The organism is Planosporangium mesophilum (assembly GCF_016863255.1).
GTDB lineage: Bacteria > Actinomycetota > Actinomycetes > Mycobacteriales > Micromonosporaceae > Planosporangium > Planosporangium mesophilum.
In genome coordinates, this window is sequence record NZ_BOON01000034.1 from 45471 (window position 1) to 71628 (window position 26158).

Annotated in this window: 25 protein-coding genes; 12 read left to right on the forward strand and 13 right to left on the reverse strand. The window is 71.6% G+C overall.

The annotated features are described in order from the left end of the window. The first annotated feature begins 4 nt into the window (after positions 1 to 4). On the forward strand, positions 5 to 958 hold the full coding sequence (locus tag Pme01_RS18620; protein WP_168116265.1) for a serine hydrolase: 954 nt from the start codon (positions 5 to 7) through the stop codon (positions 956 to 958). 64 nt (positions 959 to 1022) lie between these two features. Here Pme01_RS18620 and purH read toward each other — a convergent pair whose 3' ends face one another. Further along, positions 1023 to 2585, reverse strand: coding sequence for a bifunctional phosphoribosylaminoimidazolecarboxamide formyltransferase/IMP cyclohydrolase (gene purH, locus Pme01_RS18625; protein ID WP_239088316.1), 1563 nt, complete (start codon positions 2583 to 2585; stop codon positions 1023 to 1025). Beyond that, complete coding sequence (gene purN / locus Pme01_RS18630; RefSeq protein WP_239088317.1) at positions 2582 to 3205, reverse strand: phosphoribosylglycinamide formyltransferase; 624 nt, start codon at positions 3203 to 3205, stop codon at positions 2582 to 2584. Before purN ends, purH begins: the two co-directional genes overlap by 4 nt. 294 nt (positions 3206 to 3499) lie before the next feature. Here purN and Pme01_RS18635 point away from each other — a divergent pair, with 294 nt between their 5' ends. From Pme01_RS18635 to Pme01_RS18645, 3 genes are all read left to right on the forward strand, one after another. Continuing rightward, a complete protein-coding gene (locus tag Pme01_RS18635) occupies positions 3500 to 3805 on the forward strand; it encodes a CD225/dispanin family protein (protein WP_168116262.1) in 306 nt (101 codons plus the stop codon). 81 nt (positions 3806 to 3886) lie between these two features. After that, on the forward strand, positions 3887 to 4423 hold the full coding sequence (locus tag Pme01_RS18640; protein ID WP_168116261.1) for a DUF4190 domain-containing protein: 537 nt from the start codon (positions 3887 to 3889) through the stop codon (positions 4421 to 4423). Positions 4424 to 4543: 120 nt separating this feature from the next. Then, entirely contained in the window at positions 4544 to 4798 is a 255-nt protein-coding gene (locus tag Pme01_RS18645) for a hypothetical protein (protein WP_168116260.1), read from the forward strand. A gap of 51 nt (positions 4799 to 4849) precedes the next feature. Here Pme01_RS18645 and Pme01_RS18650 read toward each other — a convergent pair whose 3' ends face one another. The 4 genes from Pme01_RS18650 to icmB all read right to left on the reverse strand — a co-directional run bounded on the left by Pme01_RS18650 (position 4850) and on the right by icmB (position 9212). Next, on the reverse strand, positions 4850 to 6220 hold the full coding sequence (locus Pme01_RS18650; protein ID WP_168116259.1) for a cell division protein PerM: 1371 nt from the start codon (positions 6218 to 6220) through the stop codon (positions 4850 to 4852). An 81-nt stretch (positions 6221 to 6301) separates the two neighbouring features. Beyond that, complete coding sequence (gene sucD / locus Pme01_RS18655; protein WP_168116258.1) at positions 6302 to 7189, reverse strand: succinate--CoA ligase subunit alpha; 888 nt, start codon at positions 7187 to 7189, stop codon at positions 6302 to 6304. Between the two features lie 7 nt (positions 7190 to 7196). Continuing rightward, complete coding sequence (sucC, locus tag Pme01_RS18660; RefSeq protein ID WP_168116257.1) at positions 7197 to 8375, reverse strand: ADP-forming succinate--CoA ligase subunit beta; 1179 nt, start codon at positions 8373 to 8375, stop codon at positions 7197 to 7199. A gap of 432 nt (positions 8376 to 8807) precedes the next feature. Further along, positions 8808 to 9212, reverse strand: a complete 405-nt coding sequence (gene icmB, locus Pme01_RS18665) for a coenzyme B12-dependent isobutyryl CoA mutase small subunit (RefSeq protein ID WP_168116256.1) — start codon at positions 9210 to 9212, stop codon at positions 8808 to 8810. A 321-nt stretch (positions 9213 to 9533) separates the two neighbouring features. Between icmB and Pme01_RS18670 the strand changes: the two genes are divergently transcribed. Continuing rightward, positions 9534 to 10271, forward strand: a complete 738-nt coding sequence (locus tag Pme01_RS18670) for a M23 family metallopeptidase (protein WP_239088318.1) — start codon at positions 9534 to 9536, stop codon at positions 10269 to 10271. A 164-nt stretch (positions 10272 to 10435) separates the two neighbouring features. Next, entirely contained in the window at positions 10436 to 11668 is a 1233-nt protein-coding gene (locus tag Pme01_RS18675) for an RNA-guided endonuclease InsQ/TnpB family protein (protein ID WP_168116254.1), read from the forward strand. Between the two features lie 13 nt (positions 11669 to 11681). Here the strand turns inward: Pme01_RS18675 and pcrA are convergent, their stop codons facing one another. Further along, positions 11682 to 14084, reverse strand: coding sequence for a DNA helicase PcrA (gene pcrA / locus Pme01_RS18680; protein WP_168116253.1), 2403 nt, complete (start codon positions 14082 to 14084; stop codon positions 11682 to 11684). A 294-nt stretch (positions 14085 to 14378) separates the two neighbouring features. Here pcrA and Pme01_RS18685 point away from each other — a divergent pair, with 294 nt between their 5' ends. Beyond that, entirely contained in the window at positions 14379 to 14681 is a 303-nt protein-coding gene (locus Pme01_RS18685) for a chorismate mutase (protein WP_203935733.1), read from the forward strand. A gap of 100 nt (positions 14682 to 14781) precedes the next feature. After that, entirely contained in the window at positions 14782 to 15522 is a 741-nt protein-coding gene (locus Pme01_RS18690; RefSeq protein ID WP_239088319.1) for a PIG-L deacetylase family protein, read from the forward strand. 60 nt (positions 15523 to 15582) lie between these two features. On the opposite strand, the gene Pme01_RS18695 is transcribed toward Pme01_RS18690, so the two are convergent. Then, positions 15583 to 16239 (reverse strand): response regulator, encoded by a 657-nt coding sequence (locus Pme01_RS18695; RefSeq protein WP_168116251.1) that lies wholly within the window; start codon positions 16237 to 16239, stop codon positions 15583 to 15585. After that, a complete protein-coding gene (locus Pme01_RS18700; protein ID WP_373315493.1) occupies positions 16236 to 17489 on the reverse strand; it encodes an ATP-binding protein in 1254 nt (417 codons plus the stop codon). The genes Pme01_RS18695 and Pme01_RS18700 overlap by 4 nt, the downstream gene beginning before the upstream one ends. Before the next feature lie 145 nt (positions 17490 to 17634). On the opposite strand from Pme01_RS18700, the gene Pme01_RS18705 reads away from it, so the two are divergent. The 3 genes from Pme01_RS18705 to Pme01_RS18715 all read left to right on the forward strand — a co-directional run bounded on the left by Pme01_RS18705 (position 17635) and on the right by Pme01_RS18715 (position 20935). Continuing rightward, the gene (locus Pme01_RS18705) at positions 17635 to 19326 is read left to right on the forward strand and encodes a PspC domain-containing protein (protein WP_239088320.1); all 1692 of its coding nucleotides are present in this window, start codon (positions 17635 to 17637) and stop codon (positions 19324 to 19326) included. Continuing rightward, the gene (locus Pme01_RS18710; protein ID WP_168116249.1) at positions 19323 to 19559 is read left to right on the forward strand and encodes a hypothetical protein; all 237 of its coding nucleotides are present in this window, start codon (positions 19323 to 19325) and stop codon (positions 19557 to 19559) included. Before Pme01_RS18705 ends, Pme01_RS18710 begins: the two co-directional genes overlap by 4 nt. Positions 19560 to 19681: 122 nt before the next feature. Then, positions 19682 to 20935 carry a phosphatidylserine decarboxylase gene (locus tag Pme01_RS18715; RefSeq protein WP_168116248.1) on the forward strand — a complete coding sequence of 418 codons (1254 nt, stop codon included), beginning with the start codon at positions 19682 to 19684 and terminating at the stop codon, positions 20933 to 20935. A 59-nt stretch (positions 20936 to 20994) separates the two neighbouring features. Here Pme01_RS18715 and Pme01_RS18720 read toward each other — a convergent pair whose 3' ends face one another. The 3 genes from Pme01_RS18720 to Pme01_RS18730 all read right to left on the reverse strand — a co-directional run bounded on the left by Pme01_RS18720 (position 20995) and on the right by Pme01_RS18730 (position 24132). Then, a complete protein-coding gene (locus Pme01_RS18720; RefSeq protein ID WP_168116330.1) occupies positions 20995 to 22005 on the reverse strand; it encodes a CDP-alcohol phosphatidyltransferase family protein in 1011 nt (336 codons plus the stop codon). A gap of 306 nt (positions 22006 to 22311) precedes the next feature. Then, positions 22312 to 23124, reverse strand: coding sequence for an NUDIX hydrolase (locus Pme01_RS18725; RefSeq protein ID WP_275408542.1), 813 nt, complete (start codon positions 23122 to 23124; stop codon positions 22312 to 22314). A 57-nt stretch (positions 23125 to 23181) separates the two neighbouring features. After that, a complete protein-coding gene (locus Pme01_RS18730; protein WP_168116247.1) occupies positions 23182 to 24132 on the reverse strand; it encodes an NUDIX domain-containing protein in 951 nt (316 codons plus the stop codon). Between the two features lie 163 nt (positions 24133 to 24295). Here Pme01_RS18730 and Pme01_RS18735 point away from each other — a divergent pair, with 163 nt between their 5' ends. Beyond that, positions 24296 to 24544 carry a PspC domain-containing protein gene (locus Pme01_RS18735; RefSeq protein ID WP_168116246.1) on the forward strand — a complete coding sequence of 83 codons (249 nt, stop codon included), beginning with the start codon at positions 24296 to 24298 and terminating at the stop codon, positions 24542 to 24544. Positions 24545 to 24559: 15 nt separating this feature from the next. On the opposite strand, the gene guaA is transcribed toward Pme01_RS18735, so the two are convergent. Continuing rightward, entirely contained in the window at positions 24560 to 26113 is a 1554-nt protein-coding gene (guaA, locus tag Pme01_RS18740; RefSeq protein WP_168116245.1) for a glutamine-hydrolyzing GMP synthase, read from the reverse strand. Positions 26114 to 26158 lie beyond the last annotated feature (45 nt).

Consider the following 26158-nt stretch of genomic DNA (forward strand, 5'->3'; position numbering starts at 1 on the left):
CGTCATGCGTACCCGTCTCTGCGTTCTCGCCATCGCCACGCTGCTCGTGCTCGCGGCCTGCGGTCGTGGCGGGATGACGAGCACGCCCACCGGTGACTGGTCGCCGGCGCCGGAGGCCAGCCCGCTGGCCGCCTCGGTCCCGACCGCCCCGGCGGGCGCGGCCGATGCGGCCCCGAGCCCGTCCGCGGCCGCCTGCGGCGACGGCTGGGACTGCGCGCAGCGGGCCCGGTTCGAGGCCACCGCGGCGCACGTCCGCAACCGCGCCGGCCGGATGGGCGTCGTGATGCGTGACCGACAGACCGGCGCCGTCTGGCGTACCGGCGCGACGGGCGACCCGATGTGGACCGGCTCGACCATCAAGCTGGCGATCGCGACGACGCTGCTCGAACGCCATCGCGCCGGCAAGATCCAGCTGACCGACGCCGACCGTCAGGCAATGGCGGACATGCTCAAGAAGTCGTCCAACGACGCGACCGACAGCCTCTGGAACCGGTACGACGGGCCACAGATGCTCGACCGGTTCCGCACCGGGTACGGCATGACCTCGCTGGCCGTGGTGGCCGGGCGGGAGACGTACTGGCGCAACCTGCGCTGCACCGCCGACGACCTGGACCACCTGATGACGTACGTGCTGGGCAACCGCCTGCACGCCGACGACCGCGCGTACCTGGTCAACACGCTGCGCGGGGTGGCCGACAACCAGCACTGGGGCGTGTGGGCGGCGGGACCCCAGCTACGGCCGGGTAACAAGGACGGCTGGGCGGTCAAGCCGGATCCGGGCGGCGAGCACTGGATCACGCACACGGCGGGCTTCGCCGGACCGGCCGAACGGTACGTGGTCGTGGTGACCTACAGTCTGCCGCCCGGCCGCACCCTCGAGGAGGGGGTACAGGCGGTCAGCGACGCCGTGGCGCTGCTGTTCGGCGGCCGTACCCCGGCGAAGGTCTCCCTCCCCTAGCCGCCCGCCCGTGGACCGTTGTGCGGGCCACAGGTCGCACAACGGTCCACGGTCGGGCGAGAACCTAGTGGAAGAAGTGGCGGGTACCGGTCAGGTACATCGTCACGCCGGCCGCCTTCGCGGCGGCGATGACCTCCTCGTCCCGGATCGAGCCGCCGGGCTGCACGATCGCGCGCACGCCGGCCTCGATGAGGATCTGCGGGCCGTCTGCGAACGGGAAGAACGCGTCGCTCGCGGCGACCGAACCGGCCGCACGCTCCCCCGCCCGCGCCACCGCCAGCCGCGCCGAGTCGACCCGGTTGACCTGGCCCATGCCGACCCCGACCGCGGCCCGGTCGGACGCGAGCAGGATCGCGTTGGACTTCACCGAACGGACCGCTCGCCAGGCGAACACGAGGTCGGCCATGGTCGCATCGCCGGCGGCCTCCCCCGAGACCAGCCGCCAGTTGGCCGGGTCGTCGCCGGGCGCGTCGACGCGGTCCGCCATCTGTACCAGCAGTCCGCCGCTGACCTGGCGGAACTCGGCCGGCCAGGGCGCCCATTCCGGTGCACGGAGGATCCGCAGGTTCTTCTTGGCGCTGAGCACCTCGACCGCGCCGTCCTCATAGGAGGGCGCGACGATCACCTCGGTGAAGATCTCGGCTACCTGCTCCGCCATGGCCACGCTCACCGGCACGTTGGTGGCGATCACGCCGCCGAACGCGGAGACCGGGTCGCAGGCGTGCGCCTTGCGGTGCGCCTCGGCGACGTCGGCGCCGACCGCGATCCCACACGGATTGGTGTGCTTGATGATCGCCACGCACGGGTCGGTGAAGTCGTGCACGGCCCGCCAGGCGGCGTCGCCGTCGACGTAGTTGTTGTAGGACATCTCCTTGCCGTGCAACTGCTCGGCCTGGGCCAGGCCGGGCGGCGAGTCGGGGTCGCTGTAGAGCGCGGCCGGCTGGTGCGGGTTCTCGCCGTACCGCAGGACGGCCGAGCGGCGCAACGCCATCCCGGTGAAGGCCGGCCAGCCATCACCGTCGTCCGGGTCCAGCACCGCCGAGGTCCACTGGGCGACCGCCACGTCGTACTCGGCGATGTCGGCGAACGCGCGGGCCGCGAGCCGCCGGCGCTGCGGCAGGGTGAAGCCGCCGGTACCCAGCGCCTCGACGACCGCCGGGTACGCCAGCGGGGTCGTCACCACCGCGACGCTCGCGTGGTTCTTGGCCGCCGCCCGGACCATCGCCGGGCCGCCGATGTCGATCTGCTCGATGCACTCGTCGACGGAGGCGCCGGACGCCACGGTCTCCCGGAACGGGTACAGGTTGCTCACCAGCAGGTCGAACGGCTCGATCCCGAGCTCGGCGAGCTGGGCGACGTGCGCGGGCAGTCGCAGGTCGGCCAGCAGCCCGGCGTGTACCCGCGGGTGCAGGGTCTTCACCCGCCCGTCGAGGCACTCCGGAAAACCGGTCAGCTCCTCGACGCGGGTCACCCGTACGCCGGCCTTCTCGATCTGGGAGGCCGTCGAGCCGGTCGACACGATCTCGACTCCCGCGTCCGACAGCGCGCGGGCCAACTCGTCCAGACCGGTCTTGTCGTAGACGCTGACCAGCGCCCGGCGGATGGGGCGGCGCGACTCTTCACTCACGGGATCGTGACCTTTCTTTCGTTGACCGTCCAACCTTCACGAACCATACGGCCCACACATGTGACCAACTGCCGCCGCTCGGCCTCTTTAATCCGCTCGGTGAGGGACTCCTCGGTGTCGTCGTCGAGTACCGGCACCGCGACCTGGGCGATGATCGGCCCGGTGTCGACCCCGGCGTCGACGAAGTGCAGCGTGGCGCCGGCGACCTTCACGCCGTACTCGAGCGCGTCGCGTGGCCCGTGGATGCCCGGGAAGGCCGGTAGCAGCGCGTTGTGCGTGTTCACGTACCGCCCGCCGAACTCGGCGAGGAACATCGGCCCGACCAGCTTCAGGAATCCGGCGGAGACGACGAGGTCGGGGGCGTACCGCGCGGACGCCTCGGTCAGGGCGGCGTCCCACTGCTCCCGGGTGTCGAAGTCCTTGACGCTGGTGACGAACGTCGGAATGCCCCGCTCGGCGGCGAAGGCGAGGCCGGCGGCGCTGTCCCGGTCGGCACCGACGGCCACCACCTCGGCGCCGTACGCCGGGTCCGCGCAGGCCTCCAGGAGCTCCCGCAGATTGGTACCCGAGCCGGAAATGAGGACGAGCAGGCGAGCCAACCGGGTGGGCTGTTCGGTCACAACTGCTCCCATTCTTCGCCGGGGCTCCAACCGCTGCTGGATCGGGCAGCGTTTCCGCCCGCGACGCGACGATTCGACCCGAAACCTCTTCCCGGCGGCATACCCTAATCGCCGCGATCACGCCCCTGGACGGCGGGCCGAGGACGTTTGGGCCCCGATACGACGAATATCCGTTTGTACGCCTCAACCGGAGTGTCCAGTAGCCGATATGCCCCGGGCAGCGCTGCACAAGGTTGTCCTCGGCCAGTACGCTGCCGATCATTCTCGACCATCTCGATTTACCTGGAGCGAAATATGCAGCCGGGCTACCCCCCGCAGGGTCCGCCGCAGCCACCGCACATCGACAACAACATGACGATGTCGATCGTGTCGATCTTCCTCTTCTGGCCGCTGGCGATCCCCGCGATCATCAACGCTTCCAAGGTCAACACGCTTCTCCAGCAGGGTGACTACGCCGGTGCGCAGAACGCGGCCGCGGAGTCCAAGAAGTGGTCCAAACTGGCGATCATCATCGGGATCGTCTGGTATGCCCTGGTCCTCATCTGCTGCGTCGCGGGCATCGTTCTCGGCGCGTTCAGCTCGAGCAACACCACCTACTAGACCGCTTCCGGGGGCGCCACGCGGGTATGAGCCCTCGCGGCGTCCCCGACCACGAACCGCGTCACTCTAGGAGCGATCGTCATGCAACCTGGCTATCCCGGATCCGGCCAGGACCCGAACGAGCAGCAGCCACCGCAGCAGCCGCAGCAGCCGCAGCAGCCGCAGCAGCCGGACCCGTACGCCCAGCCGCAGTACCCGCCGCCGGGCACCGACCCGTACGGCCAGGCGCAGTACCCGCCACCGCCGCAGCCGGACCCGTACGGGCAGCCGACCTCCGGCGGCGCCTACCCCGGTTACGCGCCCGGGCAGTACCCGAGCTACGGCGGGCCGATGGGGGCGCCGCAGCAGCAGAACAACACCATGGGCCTGCTCGCCATGATCTTCGGGATCGTCTCGCTCCCGGCCGTCCTGTGCTGCGGGATTCTCAGCCTGGCGGCCGGGATCGCCGCCGTCGTGCTCGGCATCATCGGCCTTCGGAAGGCGAACGCGGGCGAGGCGGGCAACCGCGGACAGGCCCTCGCGGGGGTCATCTGCGGCGCCGTCGGCATCGTGCTCTCGATCCTGTCCGTCATCGCGGTCTTCGCCTTCAATCTCTACCAGTTCCCGACCTCCCCCTGAATTGCGGCGACGATCAGGTACCGGTCACGTCAACATGCTTGACCGGTACCCGATCGACGGCCACGATCATCGAGGTCGCGCAGCACCCGGAGTTGCGCGGGTATCTTTCAGGAGGACACATTGACGGCTCCCATGCCGCCCGCGGCCGCGCCCGCTGGTAACGACAAGACCACCCTGTGGGGCGTTCTCGCCATCATCTTCGACTTCTGCTGCGTGCCGCTCGGCATCGTCTTCGCCGTCCTGTCGCTGCTGGAGGCGAAGAAGGCCGGCAAGCAGCCGACGCTGGCCTACGTCGCCTTCGGTATCGCGGCGCTCGGCGTGATCGTGAACATCATCCTGTTCGCCACCGGCAACAGTCCGTTCATGCGGAAGTAGCAAGCGGCAGCACGTCGGATGGGGCGCCCGGTCGGGCGCCCCATCCGCGTTTCAGGCGCCCTTTCGGCGTACCCCGATCAGCATCTTCGTCGCCGACGCGGCGGCCACCGAGCCCGCGGCGACCAGGCCGGCGGCGACCCCCGCCATCGGCCACGCATCCGGGCCGATCTCGGCCAGGTGGCCGCCGCCGAGCGGCCCGGACGACGCGCGCGCGGCGACGGCGAGCGCGATCCCGGCCACCGGCCCGGCCAGCGCCGCCCCCGCCAGCAGCGACGCCCAGCCGACCGCCGGCCGCTCCGGCTCTTCCGTTCCGGCCGCGCCACCGGCGCCCCGGTCACCCGTCACGGCACCCTTCGGGCGCAGCCGCCGCCGGGCCAGCAGCCAACCCGCCGCCATGCCGGCGGCCAGCGGCACCGCGAGCAGCAGACCCGCCCAGCCCGACGCGGGCGTGGTGGGCACGGCGGCGAGCACCGGCAGCGCGGGCACGGTACCCAGCGAGACCCGGGCCGCGCTCACCACCGTTCCGGTGCCGAGCGCGAAGCCCGGCCCGATCAGGTAGCTCGCGGCCCACACCGCGAGGTTGGGGCCGTACAGGACGCAGAGCAGGGTGAGGCCCAACTGTCCGGCGACGCCGGTGTGGTACGCGGCGAGGACCCTGCTGGCCGCGCCACCGGACACCGCCAGCGACATGCCGCCCGCCGCGGCGCCCGCCCCGAGTACCAGCAGCGCCGCGACCAGGCCCGTGCGCATCGCGTCGCGTACCGGCATCGGGGTGCGCCGGAGCAGTCGGGCGCGCGCCCCGCTCTCGACGGCGGCGCCGACCGCTGCTGCCACGAACCCGAAGACGCCCAGCGTCAACCCGGCCGATGCCGCCGGTACGTCCAGGCCGGGCATGTCTGCCAGGGTGGCCATGAGGGCGCCGATCAGCCCGTACACGACCCCCACCGCCACCGCGGCGGACGCCGCCAGGCGCGGCGAGCCGCGGTGGCGGCCGCCGATCGCGCGGGTGGTGTGCACTCCCGCGCGGGCCACCCGCCACACCGCCAGCACGGTGACGGCCAGCGGCGCCAGCCCCACCGGACCGGCACCGGTATGCAGGACGACACCGTGGGCCAGCAGCCAGCCGGCGAGCCCGACCTTCAGCACCTGACCGAACGACCCGCCCCCACCCGACACCAGATGTGCCAGCGAGGCCACGATGAGGACGGGCCCCAGCGAAACCAGCGCCGCCCATCCCGTCGTGACCGAGGCCGCCAGCGCCAGCGGGGCGCGCCTGGCGGGACGGCCGCGCACGGGTCCCCGGGGCGCCGCACCCGTCGGCGCGCCCCGCGGCGCCGAGGCTGCCGGCGCACCGCGGACGCCGTCGACCGGCGGGGCGGTCCCCGCCGGCGCGTCGGTCGCTTCCTCAGGGGTGGTAGGCATCGGGGTCCACTCTCCCAAAAACGTGAGCGGCCGGTCATCCCGACCGGCCGCTCAACACTTTCGTGATGTCGCGAGAGCGCCTCAGCGCCCGCTCATCACCTCACGCATCAGGCGCGCGGTCTCGCTCGGGGTCTTCCCGACGCGGACGCCGGCGGCCTCCAGGGCCACCTTCTTGGCGTCGGCCGTACCCGACGAGCCGGAGATGATCGCGCCGGCGTGCCCCATCGTCTTTCCGGGCGGGGCGGTGAAGCCGGCGATGTACCCGACGACCGGCTTGGTCACGTTGGCCTTGATGAACTCCGCGGCCCGCTCCTCGGCGTCGCCGCCGATCTCGCCGATCATCACGATCGCCTCGGTCTCCGGGTCGTCCTGGAAGGCCGCGAGCGCGTCGATGTGCGTGGTGCCGATGACCGGGTCGCCACCGATGCCCACACCGGTGGAGAAGCCGAAGTCACGCAGCTCGTACATCATCTGGTAGGTCAGCGTGCCGGACTTGCTGACCAGGCCGATCCGGCCGGGGCCGGTGATGTCGGCCGGGATGATGCCGGCGTTGGACTGACCGGGGCTGATGATGCCGGGGCAGTTCGGGCCGATGATGCGGGTCCGGTTGCCGGTGGCGCAGGCGTGCGCCCAGACCTCGGCGGTGTCGTGCACCGGGACGCCCTCGGTGATGACGACGGCGAGCCCGATACCGGCGTCGATGGCCTCGAGCGCCGCACCCTTGGTGCCGGCCGGCGGCACGAACAGCACGGACACGTCCGCGCCGGTCTCGGCCATGGCCTCGGCCACGTTCGCGAAGACCGGAACCTTGGCGCCGTCGAAGTCGACCTGCGTACCGGCCTTGCGCGGGTTGGTACCGCCGACGATGTTGGTGCCCGCGGCGAGCATGCGCCGGGTGTGCTTGGAGCCCTCGGAGCCGGTCATGCCCTGAACGATGACCTTGGAGTCCTTGGTGAGCCAGATAGCCATGTTCAGGTCACTTCCCCGCCGCGGCCAGTTCGGCCGCTCGCTTTGCCGCGCCGTCCATCGTGTCGACCCGCTCGATGAGCGGGTTGTTCGCCGAGTCGAGGATGCGTCGACCCTCCTCGGCGTTGTTGCCGTCCAACCGTACGACCAGCGGCTTCGTCACCTGCTCGCCGCGCTCGCCCAGCAGCGCCAGCGCCTGCACGATGCCGTTGGCGACCGCGTCGCAGGCGGTGATGCCGCCGAAGACGTTGACGAAGACGCTCTTCACGGCCGGGTCGGACAGCACGATCTCCAGGCCGTTCGCCATCACCTGGGCGCTCGCGCCACCGCCGATGTCGAGGAAGTTGGCCGGGCGGACCCCGCCGAACTCCTCACCGGCGTACGCGACGACGTCGAGGGTCGACATGACCAGACCGGCACCGTTACCGATGATGCCGACCTGCCCCTCGAGCTTGACGTAGTTGAGGTTCTTGGCCTTGGCCGCCTGCTCCAGCGGGTCGACCGCGGACTTGTCCTCGTACTCGGCGTGCTCGGGGTGCCGGAAGCCGGCGTTCTCGTCGAGCGTCACCTTCGCGTCGAGCAGCAGCACCTTGCCGCCGGAGACCTTCGCCAGGGGGTTGACCTCCACCAGCGTGGCGTCCTCGGCGACGAACGCCTGCCACAGCTTGACCGCGATCTCGGTGACCTGGTCGGCGACGTCGGCCGGGAAGCCGGCCTTCGTCACGATCTCGCGGGCGGTCGCGGAGTCGACGCCCTTGACAGCGTCGATCGGCATCTTGACGACCTTCTCCGGGTCCGTCTCGGCGACCTGCTCGATCTCCATGCCGCCGGCGGTGCTGGCGATGCACAGAAAGGTCCGGTTGGCGCGGTCGAGCAGGTACGAGAAGTAGTACTCCTCCTCGATCGCCGCCGTGGTGGTCACCATGACCTTGTGGACCGTGTGTCCCTTGATGTCCATGCCGAGGATGCGCTCGGCGTGCCCGCGCAGCTCCTCGGCGTTCTCGGCGAGCTTGACACCGCCCGCCTTACCCCGGCCACCGACCTTGACCTGGGCCTTCACAACCGCGCGCACACCGAGTCGCTCGGCGATGGCTGCGGCCTCATCCGGAGTGGTAGCGACGTCGCCGTCCAGCACCGGCAGCCCATGCCGGGCGAACAGCTCGCGCCCCTGGTACTCGTACAGGTCCACAACTACCTCTTCTGGTGATCTCTTCGACTGTTCTGGCTCGGCGCGTCTGACGCCACGCCGCGACCCAGATCAGTCGCCGGCCGGGTGAGGCCGCCTTCGGCGCAGCCTAGCGAGCGCGGTGCAGTCGTCGTCGCGGTGGGTACGCCCTGTGCTCGATCGCACACCGCCGCGGTGGTCGGCGACCTGCGGATCACTTGCCCCCGAATGCGCCGAATCGCGCCGAGTGACGGCGCGCGAAAAACACCGCGACCCGGCGTAACCGTCCGGCCGGCACTTCGTTGAGTGTGATGTCGGCGCACTAATCGGGCAAATTACCCGAGCAGCGGCGGCGAAGACGGCCGATGCCCTGTCGGTCAAGGGGTGGCGGCGGGGTGTCGTGCATGAGGGGCCGGGCGTCTGAGGGGTACGCCCGGCCCCTCCTTTATTTCCGGTCTACGCGACCGCCGTGGCCACGTTCGCGCGTACCCAGTCCACGATGGACCGGGTGGTGGCGCCCGGCGTGAAGATCTTCGCGACGCCCAGCTTCTCCAGCTCGGGGATGTCGGCCTCGGGGATGATCCCGCCGCCGAAGACCACGATGTCGTCCGCACCGCGCTCACCAAGCAACTCGATCAACTTGCGGAACAGCGTCATGTGCGCACCGGAGAGCACCGACAGCCCGACGGCGTCGGCGTCCTCCTGGATCGCGGTCTCGACGATCTGCTCCGGGGTCTGGTGCAGGCCGGTGTAGATGACCTCCATACCGGCGTCACGCAGCGCCCGGGCGACGACCTTCGCCCCACGGTCGTGGCCATCGAGGCCCGGTTTGGCAACAACAACCCGAATGCGTGAGCTCATCGTGGGCGCGTCCTTCCGGTTTCAGTCGCACTGCGTGGCCCCGCGCGCGACGGGGCGCCAATGCCCCGGGCGAAACGTACCGCGAGCGGGGTGCCGACCGGAATGCGGCACGGATCACGTCGGCCCCGATGAGAGCCACACCACACCAGCGGTGATTTCTGTTGACACGCCTTGCGCGCGTCGGCTTGTACAGCCGTACCCGGTTGGTTACGTTGGCGCGAGTTCTCATCCGTTTGGCCCGTTGACAACCACCGGATCGGGCAGCCGTGCGGCACGCGACGGCAAGGCCCGGTCCCGCTTCTGCGACGCCGGAGGATGTACGTGGATCACCAGAACTCGGGTGGGCGCTACCGCGGCCGCCGACGCGTGCCACCGCCACCATTGGGCAGATACACCGCCGCAGTCACCACGGTCGTCGTCGGCGCCGGCGTGGTGGCGTTGGGCACCGGCCCCACCGTGCCGACGCTGAAGGCCCAGAACGCGCGCGACGCGTACGACGCCACCAACCCGCCGGGCACCGCCGGCCTCGTCGCGCCGCCGCCCTCGCACCCGGCCACCGAGCGGGCCGGCCGCCACAACAACCGGGTGACGTCGACCGCCGTCAGCCAGCAACCGGGCCAGGACCTCTGGGAGCTACCGGTACGGGGCAACTACGTGCTCTCGTCGCTGTTCGGGCCCCGGTGGGGTGTCCTGCACCCGGGCGTCGACCTGGCCGTACCGCCGGGCACACCGATCTACGCGGCGAACGCGGGCGTCGTCGTCCTGAGCCGTTGGAACGGCGGCTACGGCAACAACGTGATGATCCGCCACGACGACGGCGTCGTCTCCGTGTACGGCCACGCCTCCCGGCTGATGTGCGCCGAGGGCGCCCGGGTCAGGGCCGGCGACGTCATCGCGCTCAGCGGCAACACCGGCTACTCGACCGGCCCGCACCTGCACTTCGAACTGCGTCGTGACGACAAGCCCTTCGACGCCGTACCGTTCATGCGCCAGCACGGCGTCGACCTGGCCGAGCACGTCGAGGTGGTCAACGGCGGCGTCATCGGCCCGCTGGGCTGACGGCTACCGGGATCGTCCGTAGTGCTCCGGCCTTCAGGCCGGGGGTGAAGCGGACTGTCCTGCGTAGCGGGACAGGGAAAGCCGATCCGCCGCCAAGGCGGATGGGCGTCGGGACTTCCGGGTGCGTGAGTGTCTTGTCGTACGCCTGTGGCACGGTTTGCGGTGTGCGGTTGCGTTACAACTTCCGCGTCTACCCGACGCCGGGCCAGCAGCAGGCGCTGGCGCGGGCGTTCGGGTGTGCCCGGGTAGTGTTCAACGACGGGCTGCGCGCGAGACAGACCGCGCGGGACAACGGCCTGCCGTACGTGCCGGACGCCGAACTGTCCAGGCAGGTCATCACGGCGGCGAAGGCGACGCCGCAGCGGGCGTGGCTGGGCGAGGTCTCCTCGGTCGTCTTACAGCAGGCATTGGCCGACCTCAACGTGGCGTACCGCAACTTCTTCGCCTCGATCACCGGCAAACGCAAGGGCCGCAGGGTCGCCCCGCCCCGGTTCCGGTCGCGCAAGGACAACCGGCAGACCATCCGGTTCACCAGGAACAGCCGGTTCGTGGCGCTCGACAACGGCCGGCTGCGCCTGCCGAAGATCGGCGACGTGGAGGTGCGCTGGTCCCGGCAACTCCCCTCGGACCCGTCGTCGGTGACGATCATCCGGGACGCGGCCGGGCGGTACTTCGCCTCGTTCGTCGTGCAGACCACCGACGAACCGCTACCCGAGACCGACTCCGAGGTTGGTATCGACCTGGGGCTGACCCATTTCGCTGTCCTCTCGGACGGCACGAAGGTCGCGGCGCCGAAGTTCCTGCGGCGCGCCGCCCGCAAACTGCGCCGGTTGCAGCAAGACTTGGCCCGCAAGCAGCGGGGTAGCAACAACCGCAAGAAGGCCGTCGTGAAGGTCGCCCGCGCGCATGCGAAGGTGGCCGACACCCGACGGGACTGGCAGCACAAGCTCTCGACGGCGATCATCCGCGACAACCAAGCGGTGTATGTCGAGGACCTGTGCGTGGCTGGTCTGGGCCGCACCCGGCTCGCCAAGTCCGTGCACGACGCCGGTTGGGCGTCGTTTGTCGGGATGTTGGAGTACAAGGCCGCCCGGTACGGGCGCACCTTCGCAAAGATCGACCGGTTCACGCCCACGTCACAGACGTGCTCGGCGTGCGGCCGCCTCGACGGACCCAAGCCGCTGAACGTCCGGTCGTGGACCTGCCCCTGCGGGACCGAGCACGACCGAGACGTCAACGCGGCCATCAACGTGTTGGCCCAGGGACGCTGGGACAACTCAAACGACCGTGGAGCGCACGTAAGACCGGCACTCGTGCCGGCGGCGCGCAGGGAAGCGGTAATCCACCCGGGCGCCGCGCGTTCCGCACGCAGCGCGGAGAGAATCTCCGTCCTTTAGGGCGGAGAGAACGTCAAAGCTTCTCGATCGGGGCGTGCCGCAGCACGATCCACATCACCTGGTCGCCGAAGTCCACCTGGGCCTGTGCCCGCGCCCCGTAGCCCTCGACCGCGGTCACCCGGCCCATGCCGTACCGCTGGTGGTTGATCCGGTCGCCGGCCACGAGCGCGGGCACGTCCGCCTTCGCCAGCTCGCTGGCGGTCGACAGCTTCGAGGCGTCCAGGCCCAGCTTTTGCGCCAACTGGGCGGCCTTGGGGGTACCGCCCACGAAGTGGCTGTTGCGCTCGCGGGTGGGCGCGGACGCCCGGCCGCCGACGCCGCCGCCGCCCGACCAGCTCGTGTACGACGCGTCGGTGCGCTCCCAGCGCACCAGGTCCTCGGGCAGCTCCTCCAGGAAGCGCGACGCCGGGTTGTACTGCGGCTGGCCCCACGCCGAGCGGGTGACCGCGCGGGACAGGTAGAGCCGCTTGCGGGCGCGGGTGATGCCCACGTACGCCAACCGCCGCTCCTCCTCCAGCTCCTTCTTGTCACCGAGCGAGCGCAGGTGCGGGAAGACGCCGTCCTCCAGGCCGGTGAGGAAGACGACCGGGAACTCCAGCCCCTTGGCGGTGTGGAGGGTCATCAGGGTCACGACGCCCTGGTGGTCGGGGTCGTCGGACGGGATCTGGTCAGCGTCCGCGACGAGGGCCACCTGCTCCAGGAAGCCCGCGAGGGTCGGGCGTGCCTCCTCGTCCTCCGCGTCCGCGGCGGCAGCCGCGGTCTCAACCCGCTCGGTGTACTCCCGGGCCACGCTGACCAGCTCCTGAAGGTTCTCCACCCGGCCGGCGTCCTGCGGGTCGAGGCTCTCCTCCAGCTCGGTGAGGTATCCGCTGCGCTGCAGCAGCGCCTCGAGGACCTCCTCGGGCGGCGCGGTCGCGGCGAGCTCACGCGCGGAGTCGAGCAGCGCGACGAAGTCCTTGATGGAGTTGGCCGCCCGCGTGGAGACGCCGATCGCCTCGTCGACGCGGGCCAGCGCGGCGCCGAACGAGATCCGCTCACGGGACGCCAGGGCCTCCACGCACGCCTCGGCCCGCTCGCCGATGCCGCGGCGCGGCGTGTTGAGGATGCGCCTGATGTTCACCGTGTCGTCGGGGTTGGCCACCGCCCGCAGGTACGCCAGCGCGTCGCGGACCTCCTTGCGCTCGTAGAAGCGCACCCCGCCGACCACCTTGTAGGGCAGCCCGAACCGGATGAACACCTCTTCGAAGACGCGGGACTGGGCGTTGGTGCGGTAGAAGACCGCCACGTCGGCGGGGCGGAACCCGTGGTCGTCGCAGAGCCGGTCGACCTCGCGCGCCACCCAGTCGGCCTCGGCGTGCTCGGTGTCGGCGACGTACCCGACGATCTGCTCGCCCGCGCCCTCCTCGCTCCACAACCGCTTCGGCTTGCGCTCGGTGTTGCGGTCGATGACCGCGTTGGCCGCGGACAGGATGGTCTGGGTGGAGCGGTAGTTCTGCTCCAGCAGGATGGTCCGCGCGTCGGGGTAGTCGCGCTCGAACTCCAGGATGTTGCGGATGGTCGCGCCGCGGAACGCGTAGATCGACTGGTCGGCGTCACCGACGACGCACAGCTCGCCGGTCTCCCCCACAAGCTCTTTGATCAGTACGTACTGCGCATGGTTGGTGTCCTGGTACTCGTCGACGAGGACGTGCCGGAAGCGCCGCCGGTAGGCGTCGGCCACCAGCGGGTGCTTCTTGAGCAGGTCGACGGTCCGCATGATCAGGTCGTCGAAGTCGAGCGCCTGCGCCTCACCCAGCCGCTGCTGGTACAGCGCGTACGCCTCGGCCACGGTGCGCTGCTGCGGGCCGGCGGCCTGAGCCGCCGCCGTCTCCGGGTCGATCAGCTCGTTCTTGAGGTTGGACACCTGCGCGGCCAGGCCGCGGGCGGGGAACCGCTTCGGGTCCAGGTCGAGCTCGCGGGCGACCAGCGTCATCAGACGGCGGGAGTCGTCGGCGTCGTAGATGGAGAACGTGCTCTTCAGACCGGCGTGCTCGTGCTCGGCGCGCAGGATCCGGACGCAGGCGGAGTGGAACGTCGACACCCACATCAGGCGGGCGCGGCCGCCGACCAGCGCGGCGACCCGCTCCTTCATCTCGCCGGCGGCCTTGTTGGTGAACGTGATCGCGAGAATCTCACCGGGATGCACGTCGCCGTCCGCGAGCAGGTACGCGATCCGGTTGGTGAGCACCCTCGTCTTGCCCGACCCGGCACCGGCGACGATGAGCAGGGGCGCGCCCCGATGGGTGACGGCAGCCCGCTGCGGCTCATTGAGCCCGTCGAGCAGGTGCTTCGGATCACGGCTGGGGCTCCGGTGGGCGCCGCGCGCGGGGACGTCGGGCTGGGCCGGAACCTGGGGGTACTCAAAGAGGGCATGCATCGCCAGGCGAGTCTATGCCGGGGATGCGACGAAGCCGACGCGACAGGCTCCTGTCGGGTGACCGAATGCCCGAACCTTCCGGATCATGGGAAGGGGGCTGCCTGCCCCGATATGGCCGTGGCATACTCGGCATCGTGAGTTTGCAGGCGCGGTACTACTTTTTTTACGGCTCCGGGAATCCGGCAGCCGTAGGTCGCGCCTGAGCAAGACCTACCGACGCCCCGGGTTCCGAAGCCCGGGGCGTTTTTCGTTCCGGGACGGGCACGGAGCCCATACCGAGAATGGATGACAGAGATGGCAGCGATCACCGTGGACGCAACGAACGACAGCGCCGACGCGCCCGAGACCGAGTCGCCCGACACGCACATCGCGTCCCTGCGTACCCGCATCGACGAGATCGACGAGGCGATCATCCAGCTGTGGCAGGAGCGCGCCGCCCTGTCGCAGGAGGTCGGCAAGACCCGCGTCGCCTCCGGGGGTACCCGCCTCGTCCTCGCCCGCGAGCGGCAGATCCTCGATCGCTTCCGCTCGGTCCTCGGTGAGGACGGCGTCCAGCTCGCCCTGCTCATCCTCCGCGCCGGCCGGGGACCGCTGTAGCGGTTGCGCAGCACCGAACGACACTTGAGCTACCTGGCGTGATCGTTGTGGCCGCCCGCCGGACACGGCGGGGGCCGCGCCCGACGTAGCATCGGTTGCCGTGACCTTTCCCCCATCGGCCCGGCCGCTGCCCGACGTCGAACGCGTGCTGTGTGTTCTCGCCCACCCCGACGACGTCGACTTCGGCTCCGCCGGCACCGTGGCCCGCTGGGTAGAAGAGGGCCTGGACGTGGCGTACCTGCTGGTCACCCGCGGTGACGCCGGCGGCTTCGACGACACGCCGCGGGAGAAGATGCCGGTACTGCGCGAGGCCGAGCAGCGCGCCGCCGCGGCCGCCGTCGGGGTCAAGCAGGTGGAGTTCCTGGACGGGTACGCGGACGGCACGGTCACCCCGTCGCTGCAACTGCGCCGCGACATCACGGCGGCGATCCGCCGGTACCGGCCCGACCGGATCCTGACCAGCTCGCCGCTGCGCCGTTGGGAGCGGCTCGCCGGGCCGAGCCACCCGGACCACCTGGCGGTCGGCGAGGCCACCACCTGCGCCGTGTACCCGGACTCGCGCAACCCGTTCGCCTTCGAAGAGCTGCTGCGCGATCAGAACCTGCAGGCCTGGACGGTGCGCGAGGTGTGGTACTCGGGCGGCCCCGACCCGGACCACGCCGTCGACATCACCGACGTGTTCGACCGCAAGGTGGCCGCCCTGCGGGCGCACGCCTCGCAGGTCAGCCACCTCGACGGGTTCGAGGCCATGCTGCGGGACCGCCACGCCACCATGGCGCGGTCGCTCGGCCTGCCCGAGGGCCGCTACGCCGAGGCGTTCACCATCATCCGTACCGAGTAGGACCTCGTAGATCCTGGACACCCGGCGGGGCCATGACACCGCCAGGTGTCCAGGGTCCCGTTACACCAGGCGACGGTCGGCCGCCCAGCGCGACAGCTCGTACCGGTTGGACATCTGGAGCTTGCGCAGCACGTTCGACACGTGCGTCTCGACCGTCTTGATCGAGATGTACAGCTCCTTGGCGATCTCCTTGTACGCGTACCCGCGCGCCAGCAGCCGCAACACCTCGCGCTCCCGGTTCGTGAGCTGATCCAGCTCCGGGTCGGTGAGCTGCGCCTCGGGGCGGGCCGAGAAGGCGTCCAGCACGAACCCGGCCAGCCGGGGGCTGAACACCGCGTCGCCGTCGGCCACCCGGCGCACCGCCGCGGCCAACTCCTCCGGCGAGATCGTCTTCGTCACGTACCCGCGCGCGCCGGCCCGGATCAGCCCTATCACGTCCTCGGCGGCGTCGGAGACGGACAGTGCGAGGAACCGGATCTGCGGGTGGGTACGCCGCATCGCCTCCAGCACCGCCCGGCCGCCGCCGTCGGGCATGTGCACGTCGAGCAGGACCACGTCCGGCTCGGCCTGCACGATCCGGGTGACGGCCTCGGCGACCGTACCGGCCTCCCCGACCACGTCGACGTGGACGCCGAGCTCCGCCCGGACCCCGGCCCGGAACATCGCGTGGTCGTCGACCAGGAAGACCTTCAGGCGCGCCTGCTCCTGCTCGTTCATGAAACCTTGTCCTTCTCCTCGGCCGGGCTCCATCCGGGAGTCGGCATGAACAGGCGTACCTCGGTGCCGCTGCCCGGCTCGCTGCGAATCTCGGCCCGGCCGCCGTGCCGCTTCATCCGCCCGATGATCGATCCGCGTACGCCGTGCCGGTCTTCATCGACGCCACCGGGGTCGAAGCCGACCCCGCGGTCGCGGACGAACACACTGGCCTGCTCCGGCTCCACCTCGGCGTACAACGACACCGAGGACACCTTGGCATGCCTGCCGGCGTTCACCATCGCCTCGCGGCCCGCGGCGACCAGCGCGCGGATCCGGTCGTCCACGTCCCGGTCGCCCACGACGACCACCTCGACCGCGATCGAGTACGTGTCCTCGACCTCCGCCGCGGCCTCCTCCAGCGCGGCGCCGAAGCGCTCGGCCGGCGAGGCGGTCGACTTGTACAGCCAGCCGCGCAGCGTCCGCTCCTGCGCCCGCGCCAGCCGCAGCACGCTCTTGGGGTCTTCGGCCCCGCGCTGGATCAGCGCGAGCGTGTGCAGCACCTGGTCGTGGATCATCGCGGCGACCTCGGCGCGCTCCTGTTCCCGGATGCGGGCCTCGCGCTCGGTCCGCAGCTGGCCGAACATCCGCCACAGCAGCGGCGCCAGCGCGAGCCCGGCACCGGCCAGCGCCAGCATCGCGAACAGCAGGCCGTTGCCGAGGGCCGACAGCTCCGCGCCGGAGACGACGGCGACGGTACCGACGATGCCGGCGACCACCAGCGCGCCGCCACCGATCAGCCGCAGCAGGAAGCCGCGCCGGTCGCCCTCCTCCAGGACCACCCCGAGCCAGGGTGCCTGCGGCACGGTCGCGGTCCAGCGCTCCCGCCGCTTGGGGTCGGACTGCTGCCAGATGATGCCGACGCCGACCGCCACGATCGCGACCAGCCAGCCGATCACCGATTTCACGCCGTTCATCCCGGACAGCGCCTGTACCAGCAGGATGCCCAGCCCGAGCGCGATGAACGGGATCGCCTGGCGGCGGTCGCGCCGGCTCAGCTGCTGACCGGGCTGAGGCGGCAGCACCGCCCAGAAGGCCGCGTAGAGCAGGGCGCCGAGGCCGCTGAAGCTGGCAAGGACGACGAACGCGACGCGCACCAGGGTCACGGACGCGTTGAGGTGCGCAGCGATACCGGCGGCGACCCCGGCGGCGACCCGGCGGTCGGTGACCCGGTACAGGCGACGGGCCGCGACGGGCGTGGGCATCGGCGACATCCTCAATGAACGGGGTGGGGCTTGTCGATCGTCACACGCCGTGGCCTCCGCTGACCACCGGATCAATCCCTGGCCTGTGAACTCAGGGTCAGGTCAGGGTCGATTCCTGAGGTGACTAAGCCGGTGCCGGCGGCACGATCGTGGCATGACCGAGAAGCCTGCCGGGAACGGGCCAACCGATCCGACCCCCGACGAGACGCCGCAGCACGCCGAAGAGCAGCCGCCGCGGGACGATACGGTACGACTGCCCGACGACACGATGCCGCTGCCCCAGGACACCGCCGAGAGCGCGGCAGGAACGGCCGGGACCGGTGCGGCCGGGAGCGACGATGCCGGCACCGCCCGGAGCGCGGAGCCCGAGCGGCCCGAAAGCGTGCCGCCAGCTGGCAGCGTGCCACCGCCGGGGAGTGTGCCGCCCCCCGGCGGCTTCCCGCCGCCGTCGGGGAGCTTCTTCCCCCCGCCGCAGCCGACCGGTGGAGCCTTCGCGACCAAGTACGGCCTGATCCGCCCGCGGCAGGGCCGCTGGTTCGCCGGCGTGGCCGCCGGGATCGGCCGCGCCACCAACACCGACCCGGTGCTGTGGCGGGTGCTGCTCGGCGTGATGACGCTCTTCGGCGGCATCGGCCTCCTGGTGTACCTGCTCGGCTGGCTGCTCATCCCGGCCGAGGGTGACACCGCCTCGGCGGCGGAGGCGCTGATCGGCCGCGGTCAGTCCAGCACCTCGGCGGCCGTGACCCTGGGCCTCGCGGTACTCGCCGTGATCATGTTCCTCGTCGCCTTCTCGGACAACGTCCGCACCTCCCTGCTGGGCGCGGCAGTCATCCTCGGCGTGGCGGTACTCGTGTCGCGCGGCAGCAACCTCTTCGGCCGCCCGGCGAACACGCCACCGCCGCCGGCGGGTCCGCCGTCACCGGGGCCCGGCGGACCGCTCCCGCCGTTTGCCGCGCCGTCGACCGGCGGCCCGTCGGCCGCGCCGACGACGGTGTTCCCCACGACGTCGTTCCCGGCCGGCGACGCCCCCACCGCGCCGTTCGCCCGTACCACCACCGAGTCCGGTACGACCGAGGCGCCGGCCGGCGGCTACCGGCCACCGTTCGCCCCGCACGGCCCGTACGCGAGCAGCAGCCCGTACGCCCAGTCGATGGGGTACCCGCCGCCGCCCGCAACGCAGTACCCGGGGCTGGGCCAGCCCGTCCCGCCCCCGAAGCCCCCGAAGCCGCCGCGCGAGCGCTCCCGGCTGGGCCGGGTGGTCCTGTCGCTGGTCTGCCTCGCGCTGGGCGTACTGGCGATCCTCGACATCAGCCAGGGTGACTTCCCGGTTGCGGCCTACGTGGCGGTCCCGCTCGGGATCGTCGGGCTCGGCCTGGTCGTCGGCGCCTGGCTCGGCCGGGCCCGCTGGCTGATCCTCCCCGGCCTGGCGTTGACGGTCGCGCTGGTCGTCGTCACCGGCGCGGAGCACTGGAACGCCTCACACGTCGGCATCCCTCGCGGTGACGTGACCTGGGCACCGGTGAACGCGTCCGAGGTGACCCAGACCTACCGGACCGACGCCGGCAACGCGACGCTCGACCTGTCGCACGTCGACTTCCGCGACCACGACCTGGCGGTCGACGTCCGCGCCGACGTCGGCAACCTGGTGGTCATCCTGCCGCCCGCCGTCGACGTGGACGTCACCGCGATCGTCGACGTCGGCAGCGCGAGCGTGCTGGGCCAGAACTGGAGCGGCATGGGCAACAGCAGCCGCTCGGTCAGCGACAACGGCGCGGACGGTCCCGGGGGCGGAAAGCTGCACCTGACGGCGGCCGTCAATCTGGGCAAGTTGGAGGTACAACGATGAAGGCACACCGGACCGACGGGCTGTCGCTCGCCTTCGGCCTCGTATTCCTGGCGGCGGTCGGCTGGTGGTTCTTCGGCCGTACCGTCGACCTGGCCCTCCCCCAGCTCGGCTGGTTCCTGGCCGCCGCTCTGATCATCTTCGGGGTGCTCGGGCTGTTCGGGGCGTTGCGGTCCGACTCCGGGCGCAAGGCGCACCAGGACGCGCGAGGAGACGAGGAGGGTCCTTCACAGTGAGCTGAGCGGCTCAGACCCGGCGCTCCGCCGAACAGGCGAATATGCTGGCCGACGAGACCAGGCACCGATCCGCACCCCGTCGCGGGGTGCGGATCGGTCGGTGATTACTTCAGGAGCCGACCTTGACGCAGTTCCCAGCACTTCCCGTGTCCGGCGGATCGCGGCGCCCGATCCAGGTCGGGCCGCGCGCCGCCCGGGTGCTCGCCGCCGAACTGGCCCGCCACGGCGGCCCCAAGACAGGGCTGCTGGTCGGCGCCGACGCCGGCTCGGCCGCCCTCGCGGCGGCGATCGAGGCCCTGCTGCCCGACGACCGGCTCACGGTCGTCGCGGCCGACCAGACGGCCGCCACCGCGCTCCGTACCCACCTCGCCGGCCAGGGCCGGTGGGTGGAGGAACGGGTACGGGTCGCCGAGTCCCTCGGTGAGGCCGACCCGGCCGACGTGGTGATCCTCGCCGAGGCGCTGTCCGGTACCGCCGAGGAGACCCGGACGCGGCTCGAAGAGCTGGTCAAGACCATGAACTCGGGCGGCGTCCTGTCACTGGTCGTGCCGGCAACCACGCTGCCCAGCGGTGCGGCGGACGAGATCGAGCGGCAGGCGGCGCTGTACGGCGTCGGCCACGACCTGGTGCTGCGCAACATCCCGCCGGTACGCGTGCACCGGCTCCGCTACAGCGCGGCCGACCAGGCGGTGGTGGAGCGGATGCTGCCGGCGTACCGGTCCTCCAGCGTGTCGCTGACCCGGGGGATGAACATCGACTCCAACGGCGTCGCGGCGGCCGGCATCGCGCTCGGCCTGGCCGCGCTCGCCAAGGCCGCCCGGCCCAAGTCCAAGCTGTGGATGGTGCCCGCGCTGGCTGCGGCGCCGGTCGCGGCGTTCTTCCGCGACCCGCAGCGCGACACCCCCGAGGACCCGAAGGCGATCGTGGCCGCCAGCGACGGCAAGGTCCTGTCGGTGGAGCGGCTGCGCGACGAGCGCTTCGGCGACGGCGAGTTCCTGCGGATCGCGGTCTTCCTGTCCGTACTGGACGTGCACGTCAACCGTTCACCGGTGGCCGGGCGGGTGCTCGAGCACTTCGTCGAGGACGGCGGGTACGCGGCCGCCATGAAGGCCGCCGCCGAGCACAACGTCGCCGCCTACACGGTGCTCGACACCGCGTACGGGAAGGTCGTGGTGGCCCAGCGGACCGGGCTGATCGCCCGCCGCATCGTGCAGCGCGCGCCGGTCGGGTCGCTGCTGGCCCGCGGCGAGCGGTTCGGGCTGATCCGCTTCGGCTCGCGTACCGATGTCTACCTGCCCGCCGACCGGGCCACGCCGGAGGTCGGCCCGTCCGACCGGGTCGTCGGCGGGGTGACCGTGATCGCGCGCTGGCGCTGATACGCAAAACCCCTGGGCCGGTCTACGACCGGCCCAGGGGTCCAGGGCTTGGAACAGAACTACGCCGAGCGCTGGCGCAGCCACACCAGCGGGCCGCTGACCAGGTAGGCCATCACGATGCCGGCGAACGTCAACCGGTAGTCGATCAGGGCGCTGACCACCGGCAGCACCAGCAGCCACGGGGGCAGGCGCAGCAGGCGGGCCAGCTTCGCGTACGGGAAGCTGGAGACCATCGCCAGAGCGAGCAGCGCGACCACGCCGACCCGCACCGAGGCCGGGATCGCCGGCTCGATGAGCGTACCGAGGGCCAGCACCGCCGCGACCATGGTCGTCGGCACGCCGCAGAAGAACCTGCCGTCCTTCGGCGAGACGTTGAACCGGGCCAGCCGGATCGCGGCGCACACCGCGACCAGCGCACACGCCGGTACGGCCAGCCAGGCGGGCGCCGACCCGCCGAGCCACGCGTACACGACGACCGGCGCCGCGATGCCGAACGAGCACATGTCGGCCAGGGAGTCCATCTGCGCCCCGAACGGGCTGGAGACGCCCAGCTTGCGGGCGAGCGCACCGTCGAGGCCGTCGAACGCGACGCAGGCGATCAGGCACAGCGCCGCCCACTTCGCGCTGACGCCGTTGACGGCCAGGAAGATGGCCGACATGCCGAGCACAAGGCTGCCGACCGTGCAGGCGTTGACGAGAACGAACCGGATCCGCCGGGCCAGCGTCGGGTCACCGGGCAGGAGCGGGATCGCCAGCCCGTCGGCCGGGGCCGCGCTCGCCGGCGACGACTCCGGGCTCTGCAGCGCAACCGCGGCAGCCGCCGGCACGACGACGGCCGGCGCGACGACGGAAGCGGCCGGCAGGACGACGGAAGCGGCCGGCGCGATGGCCGGGGCTACCGATACGGTCCTCGCCCGGCGACGCAGGCGGACCTGGCCGGTTCGGCGGCCGTCGGCGGCGCGGTGCTCCGGCAGGATGAGCGTCGTCGCGCCCGACGCCGACTCGGTGCGCCGGTGGCCTGGACGGCCGACCAGAAGCACCTGCCGGGCAAGCGAGCCGCTGCGACGCAGCCTGCCGGCCCATCCGCGGCCTGCGGGCCGCGGGCTGTCGATCGTGCGACGCCGACGCCAGGGGGCTTGCGGCACCTAAATCCTCCACTGCAGGAACGGGGTTCCCACCCGTGCGGTTTGCGGCCTACACCATCGCATACGGAAGCGGGAATTGGCGACGCTCGACGCCGGAACTTTCTCCGCTTCTCGCCACACAAGGGGTGAACAGGACAAATCTTCACTACCGATTGTAACGATCTACGCTACCCATGGTCCAGCGTAGCGACCGCCGTCGTTATTCCCGGCCGGTCGCGGGCCGGTCACAGGTCATTGACGGAGATGCTCGCTAATGACCGTTTTTGCAGTTCGTGTCAAACGAAGATCGTCCAACTCCTGCGGCGAAAACCAGGCGGCCTCCGCCGTGGAGCCGCCGGCCCCCTCCGTGACTCGAGGCGGCGTCGGGTCATCGACCATGACTCGATAGTGCACCCGTACGACGTGCCAGTCGATCGGGTAGCCCTCCGGCCCGACGGCGGCCGGGTTGTGGCCGCTCGACAGGCCCAGCAGCCCGGCGATCCGGCCACGCTGGTCGGCCTCCTCGGCCAGCTCCCGCAGCAGTCCGGCGGTGGGGGACTCGCCGAAGTCCGTGCCTCCCCCGGGCAGGTGCCACTCCCCCGCACCGGGATATCCCGGTGCGATCCGGGTCAGCAGGACCCACCCGCTGGCATCGGTGACCAGCCCGTACGCCCCGAACCGCTGCACCGTGTGCGGTGGCGGAGGCGGGCCCTCGACCGCCTGCAGCGGTACGGCCTCGGCCTGCTCGGCGGACACCCACTCGACCCGGCCGGGCAGTTCGCCGCCCGTGATCCGTACGTCGAAGAGCAGCCGGTCGTTGTGCGTCTCCCGGTCCGGCTCCCGGACCACGTCGGTGACCGCCTCGCGCAGCCCGGTCACGGCGACGGTCAGCCCGGTCTCCTCGGCCAGCGCGCGCGTCACCGCGTCGACCGGGTGCTCACCCTGCCGCACGGCCCCACCGGGCAGTTGCAGGACCCCCTCCGGAGTCCGGCACATCAGGATCCGCCCGTCGTCCAGGCAGACCCCGTACGCGCCGACCCGCCGCCCCCGCGTCGTTTCCCCCACGCGGCCGACGCTACCCGGCGACGGCGTGGCGCCGACGCGAACCGGCCACAGCGCCGACTACCCGGCGACGGCGCCCAGCCCGGCCCGGTGCAGCGCCTCGACGGTCACCTCGGTGCACGGCAGGCCGGCCAGCTCGTCGGGGGCGAACCAGCAGGCCCGGTCGGTCGAGCCGCCGGCGTCCAGTACCCGCGGCGGGGTAGGCACCGGCACCTGTACCCGGTAGAAGGCGCGTACCCCGTGCCAGTCGATCGGGTACCCCTCCGGGCCGAGCGACGCGGCGTCCCGGTGGCTCGCCACACCCAGCAGCTCGACCAGGTGACCACGCTGGCCGGTCTCCTCGACCAGCTCCCGCAGCAGGGCGACGCCGGGCTGCTCGCCGTAGTCGGTGCCACCGCCGGGCAGGTGCCAGTTGCCGCCGCCCGGGTACCCCGGCGCGACGCGGGTCAGCAGCACCTGGCCGTCCGGGTCGGTCGCCACCGCGTACGCGGCGAAGCGCTGGGCCCGGTGCAGGCCGTCCGGGCCGGGCACGGCGTAGAACGAGGGCAGCTCCGGCGGCCCGTCCGGGCGCAGGTCGATCGGGGCCGGCGGCAGGTCCAGGGCCATCGCGGTGAACGGGCGCAGCGGCAGCGCGGCGGCCTCCTCCACGCTGAACCAGCGCGCCAGGTCGGTCGGCTGGCCCACCCGATCGCGCAGCGCGCCGCCCCGGATCGACACCTCATAGAGCAGCCGGTCGGTGTGCAGCACGATGCCGCGGCTGGGTAGCGCGCGCATGTCGGCGAGCACGTCGCGCAGCCGGGTGACCGTGACCGACAGGCCGGTCTCGGCGGCGGTCTCGCGCACCACCGTGTCGAGGGGGTGCTCGCCGTGGTCGACCGCACCGCCGGGCAGGGACCAGGCGCCGGGCGTACCGGACCGGGTCGATGCCCGCACGAGAAGGACCCGATCCAACGAATCGGTACATAAGGCGTAGGCCGCGATCTTGCGGAGGGGCTCCAGTGCGGGCGTCACGGCGAAAATTCTGTCCGAAATATGTTACCTATCGGCGACCACTGTCGGATTGCTGACAGTCGCTGGACAGAACGTCTCAGGGGCGGCATCAGGGAGGGGCCAGGGTCGACGATCCGGGGCTCACCCGAGGCGCGACGGGCCGGTCGCAGGGCACCGTAGAGGCATGACTGAGACGTACCGCAAGCTCTACCGCTCCCGTACCGACCGGATGGTCGCCGGCGTCTGCGGCGGCATCGCCGAGTACTCGAACATGGACCCGTCCATCGTCCGGGTGCTGTTCGTGGTCCTCGCGTTCTTCACCGGCGGCGCCGCGCTGCTGGCGTACCCGATCCTGTGGCTGGTCGTACCGGAGCCGCCGCAGCAGCCCGCGGCCTGGACCCCGCCGGCGCCCACCGCCCCGCCGGCCGCCTGACGCGGCCGGGTGGGGTCACTCCCACTCGATGGTGCCCGGGGGTTTGCTGGTGATGTCGAGGACGACCCGGTTGACCTCCGGCACCTCATTGGTGATCCGCGTCGAGATCCGGGCGAGGACGTCGTAGGACAGCCGCGACCAGTCGGCCGTCATGGCGTCCTCGCTCGAGACCGGGCGCAGCACGATCGGGTGCCCGTACGTGCGGCCGTCGCCCTGGACGCCCACGCTGCGCACGTCGGCCAGCAGCACGACCGGGACCTGCCAGATCTGGCGGTCGAGGCCGGCCGCGGTGAGCTCCTCGCGGGCGATCCGGTCGGCGGCGCGCAGCACCTCCAGGCGGTCCCGGGTGACCTCACCGATGATCCGGATCGACAGGCCGGGGCCCGGGAACGGGTGGCGCTGCACGATCTCCTCGGGCAGCCCGAGCGCGGTGCCGATCGCCCGTACCTCGTCCTTGAACAGGGTGCGCAGCGGCTCGATGAGCGTGAACTTCAGGTCCTCGGGCAGCCCGCCGACGTTGTGGTGGCTCTTGATGTTGGCCGTACCGGTGCCGCCGCCGGACTCCACGACGTCCGGGTACAGGGTCCCCTGTACCAGGAACTCGACGTCGTGCTCGGCCGCGACCTCCCGGGCCGCCTGCTCGAAGACGCGGATGAACTCGCGCCCGACGATCTTGCGCTTCTGCTCCGGGTCGGTGACCCCGGCGAGTGCGTCCAGGAACCGGTCGGTCGCGTCGACCACCTTGAGCTTGATGCCGGTGGCGGCCACGTAGTCCTGCTCGACCTGCTCGGCCTCGCCCGCCCGCAGCAGGCCGTGGTCGACGAAGACGCAGGTGAGCTGGTCACCGACGGCCTTGTGGACCAGCGCGGCGGCGACCGCCGAGTCGACCCCGCCGGAGAGCCCGCAGATCACCTGCTTGTCACCGACCTGCTTGCGGATCGCCCTGACCTGCTCGTCGATGATCTCCTCGTTGGTCCACGTCGGCTCGAGCCCCGCGATGCCGGTCAGGAAGCGGCGCAGGATCTCCTGGCCGTGAGGCGTGTGCGCGACCTCCGGGTGGAACTGCACGCCGGCCAGGCGCCGCTCGGTGTCCTCGAACGCCGCGACCCGGGCGCCGGGCGACCCGGCCGTGACGGCGAACCCGGGCGGCGCGGCCGAGACGCTGTCGCCGTGGCTCATCCACACCGACTGGTCGGCGGGCAGGTCGGTGAGCAGTACGCCGCCGTCCTCCGCGACCGTCAGCGGGGTGCCGCCGAACTCGCGCAGCCCGGTGTGGGCGACCTCGCCGCCGAGCGCCCGGGCCATGGCCTGGAAGCCGTAGCAGATGCCGAAGACCGGCACCCCCGTGTCGAACAGGGCCGGGTCCACCTGCGGCGCGCCCTCTTCGTACACGCTCGACGGGCCACCGGAGAGGATGATCGCGGCCGGCTTGCGGGCCATCATCTGCTCCACCGGCATCGAGTGCGGCACCAACTCGGAGTAGACGTTGGCCTCGCGGACGCGACGGGCGATCAACTGGGCGTACTGGGCTCCGAAGTCGACGACGAGAACCGGCGGCGGCGTGCTCATGAGCCGAGCCTATCCGCCGCGGGGCGGGTTCCCCCCGGTCGGGGC

Excerpts from the sequence above, each read along its gene's own strand:
- Pme01_RS18620 (WP_168116265.1), top strand. The coding sequence starts at position 5 with ATGCGTACCCGTCTCTGCGTTCTCGCCATCGCCACGCTGCTCGTGCTC.
- Pme01_RS18635 (WP_168116262.1), top strand. The coding sequence starts at position 3,500 with ATGCAGCCGGGCTACCCCCCGCAGGGTCCGCCGCAGCCACCGCACATC.
- Pme01_RS18640 (WP_168116261.1), top strand. The coding sequence starts at position 3,887 with ATGCAACCTGGCTATCCCGGATCCGGCCAGGACCCGAACGAGCAGCAG.
- Pme01_RS18650 (WP_168116259.1), bottom strand. The coding sequence starts at position 6,220 with ATGCCTACCACCCCTGAGGAAGCGACCGACGCGCCGGCGGGGACCGCC.
- sucD (WP_168116258.1), bottom strand. The coding sequence starts at position 7,189 with ATGGCTATCTGGCTCACCAAGGACTCCAAGGTCATCGTTCAGGGCATG.
- icmB (WP_168116256.1), bottom strand. The coding sequence starts at position 9,212 with ATGAGCTCACGCATTCGGGTTGTTGTTGCCAAACCGGGCCTCGATGGC.
- pcrA (WP_168116253.1), bottom strand. The coding sequence starts at position 14,084 with ATGCATGCCCTCTTTGAGTACCCCCAGGTTCCGGCCCAGCCCGACGTC.
- Pme01_RS18685 (WP_203935733.1), top strand. The coding sequence starts at position 14,379 with ATGGCAGCGATCACCGTGGACGCAACGAACGACAGCGCCGACGCGCCC.
- Pme01_RS18695 (WP_168116251.1), bottom strand. The coding sequence starts at position 16,239 with ATGAACGAGCAGGAGCAGGCGCGCCTGAAGGTCTTCCTGGTCGACGAC.
- Pme01_RS18700 (WP_373315493.1), bottom strand. The coding sequence starts at position 17,489 with ATGTCGCCGATGCCCACGCCCGTCGCGGCCCGTCGCCTGTACCGGGTC.
- Pme01_RS18705 (WP_239088320.1), top strand. The coding sequence starts at position 17,635 with ATGACCGAGAAGCCTGCCGGGAACGGGCCAACCGATCCGACCCCCGAC.
- Pme01_RS18710 (WP_168116249.1), top strand. The coding sequence starts at position 19,323 with ATGAAGGCACACCGGACCGACGGGCTGTCGCTCGCCTTCGGCCTCGTA.
- Pme01_RS18735 (WP_168116246.1), top strand. The coding sequence starts at position 24,296 with ATGACTGAGACGTACCGCAAGCTCTACCGCTCCCGTACCGACCGGATG.
- guaA (WP_168116245.1), bottom strand. The coding sequence starts at position 26,113 with ATGAGCACGCCGCCGCCGGTTCTCGTCGTCGACTTCGGAGCCCAGTAC.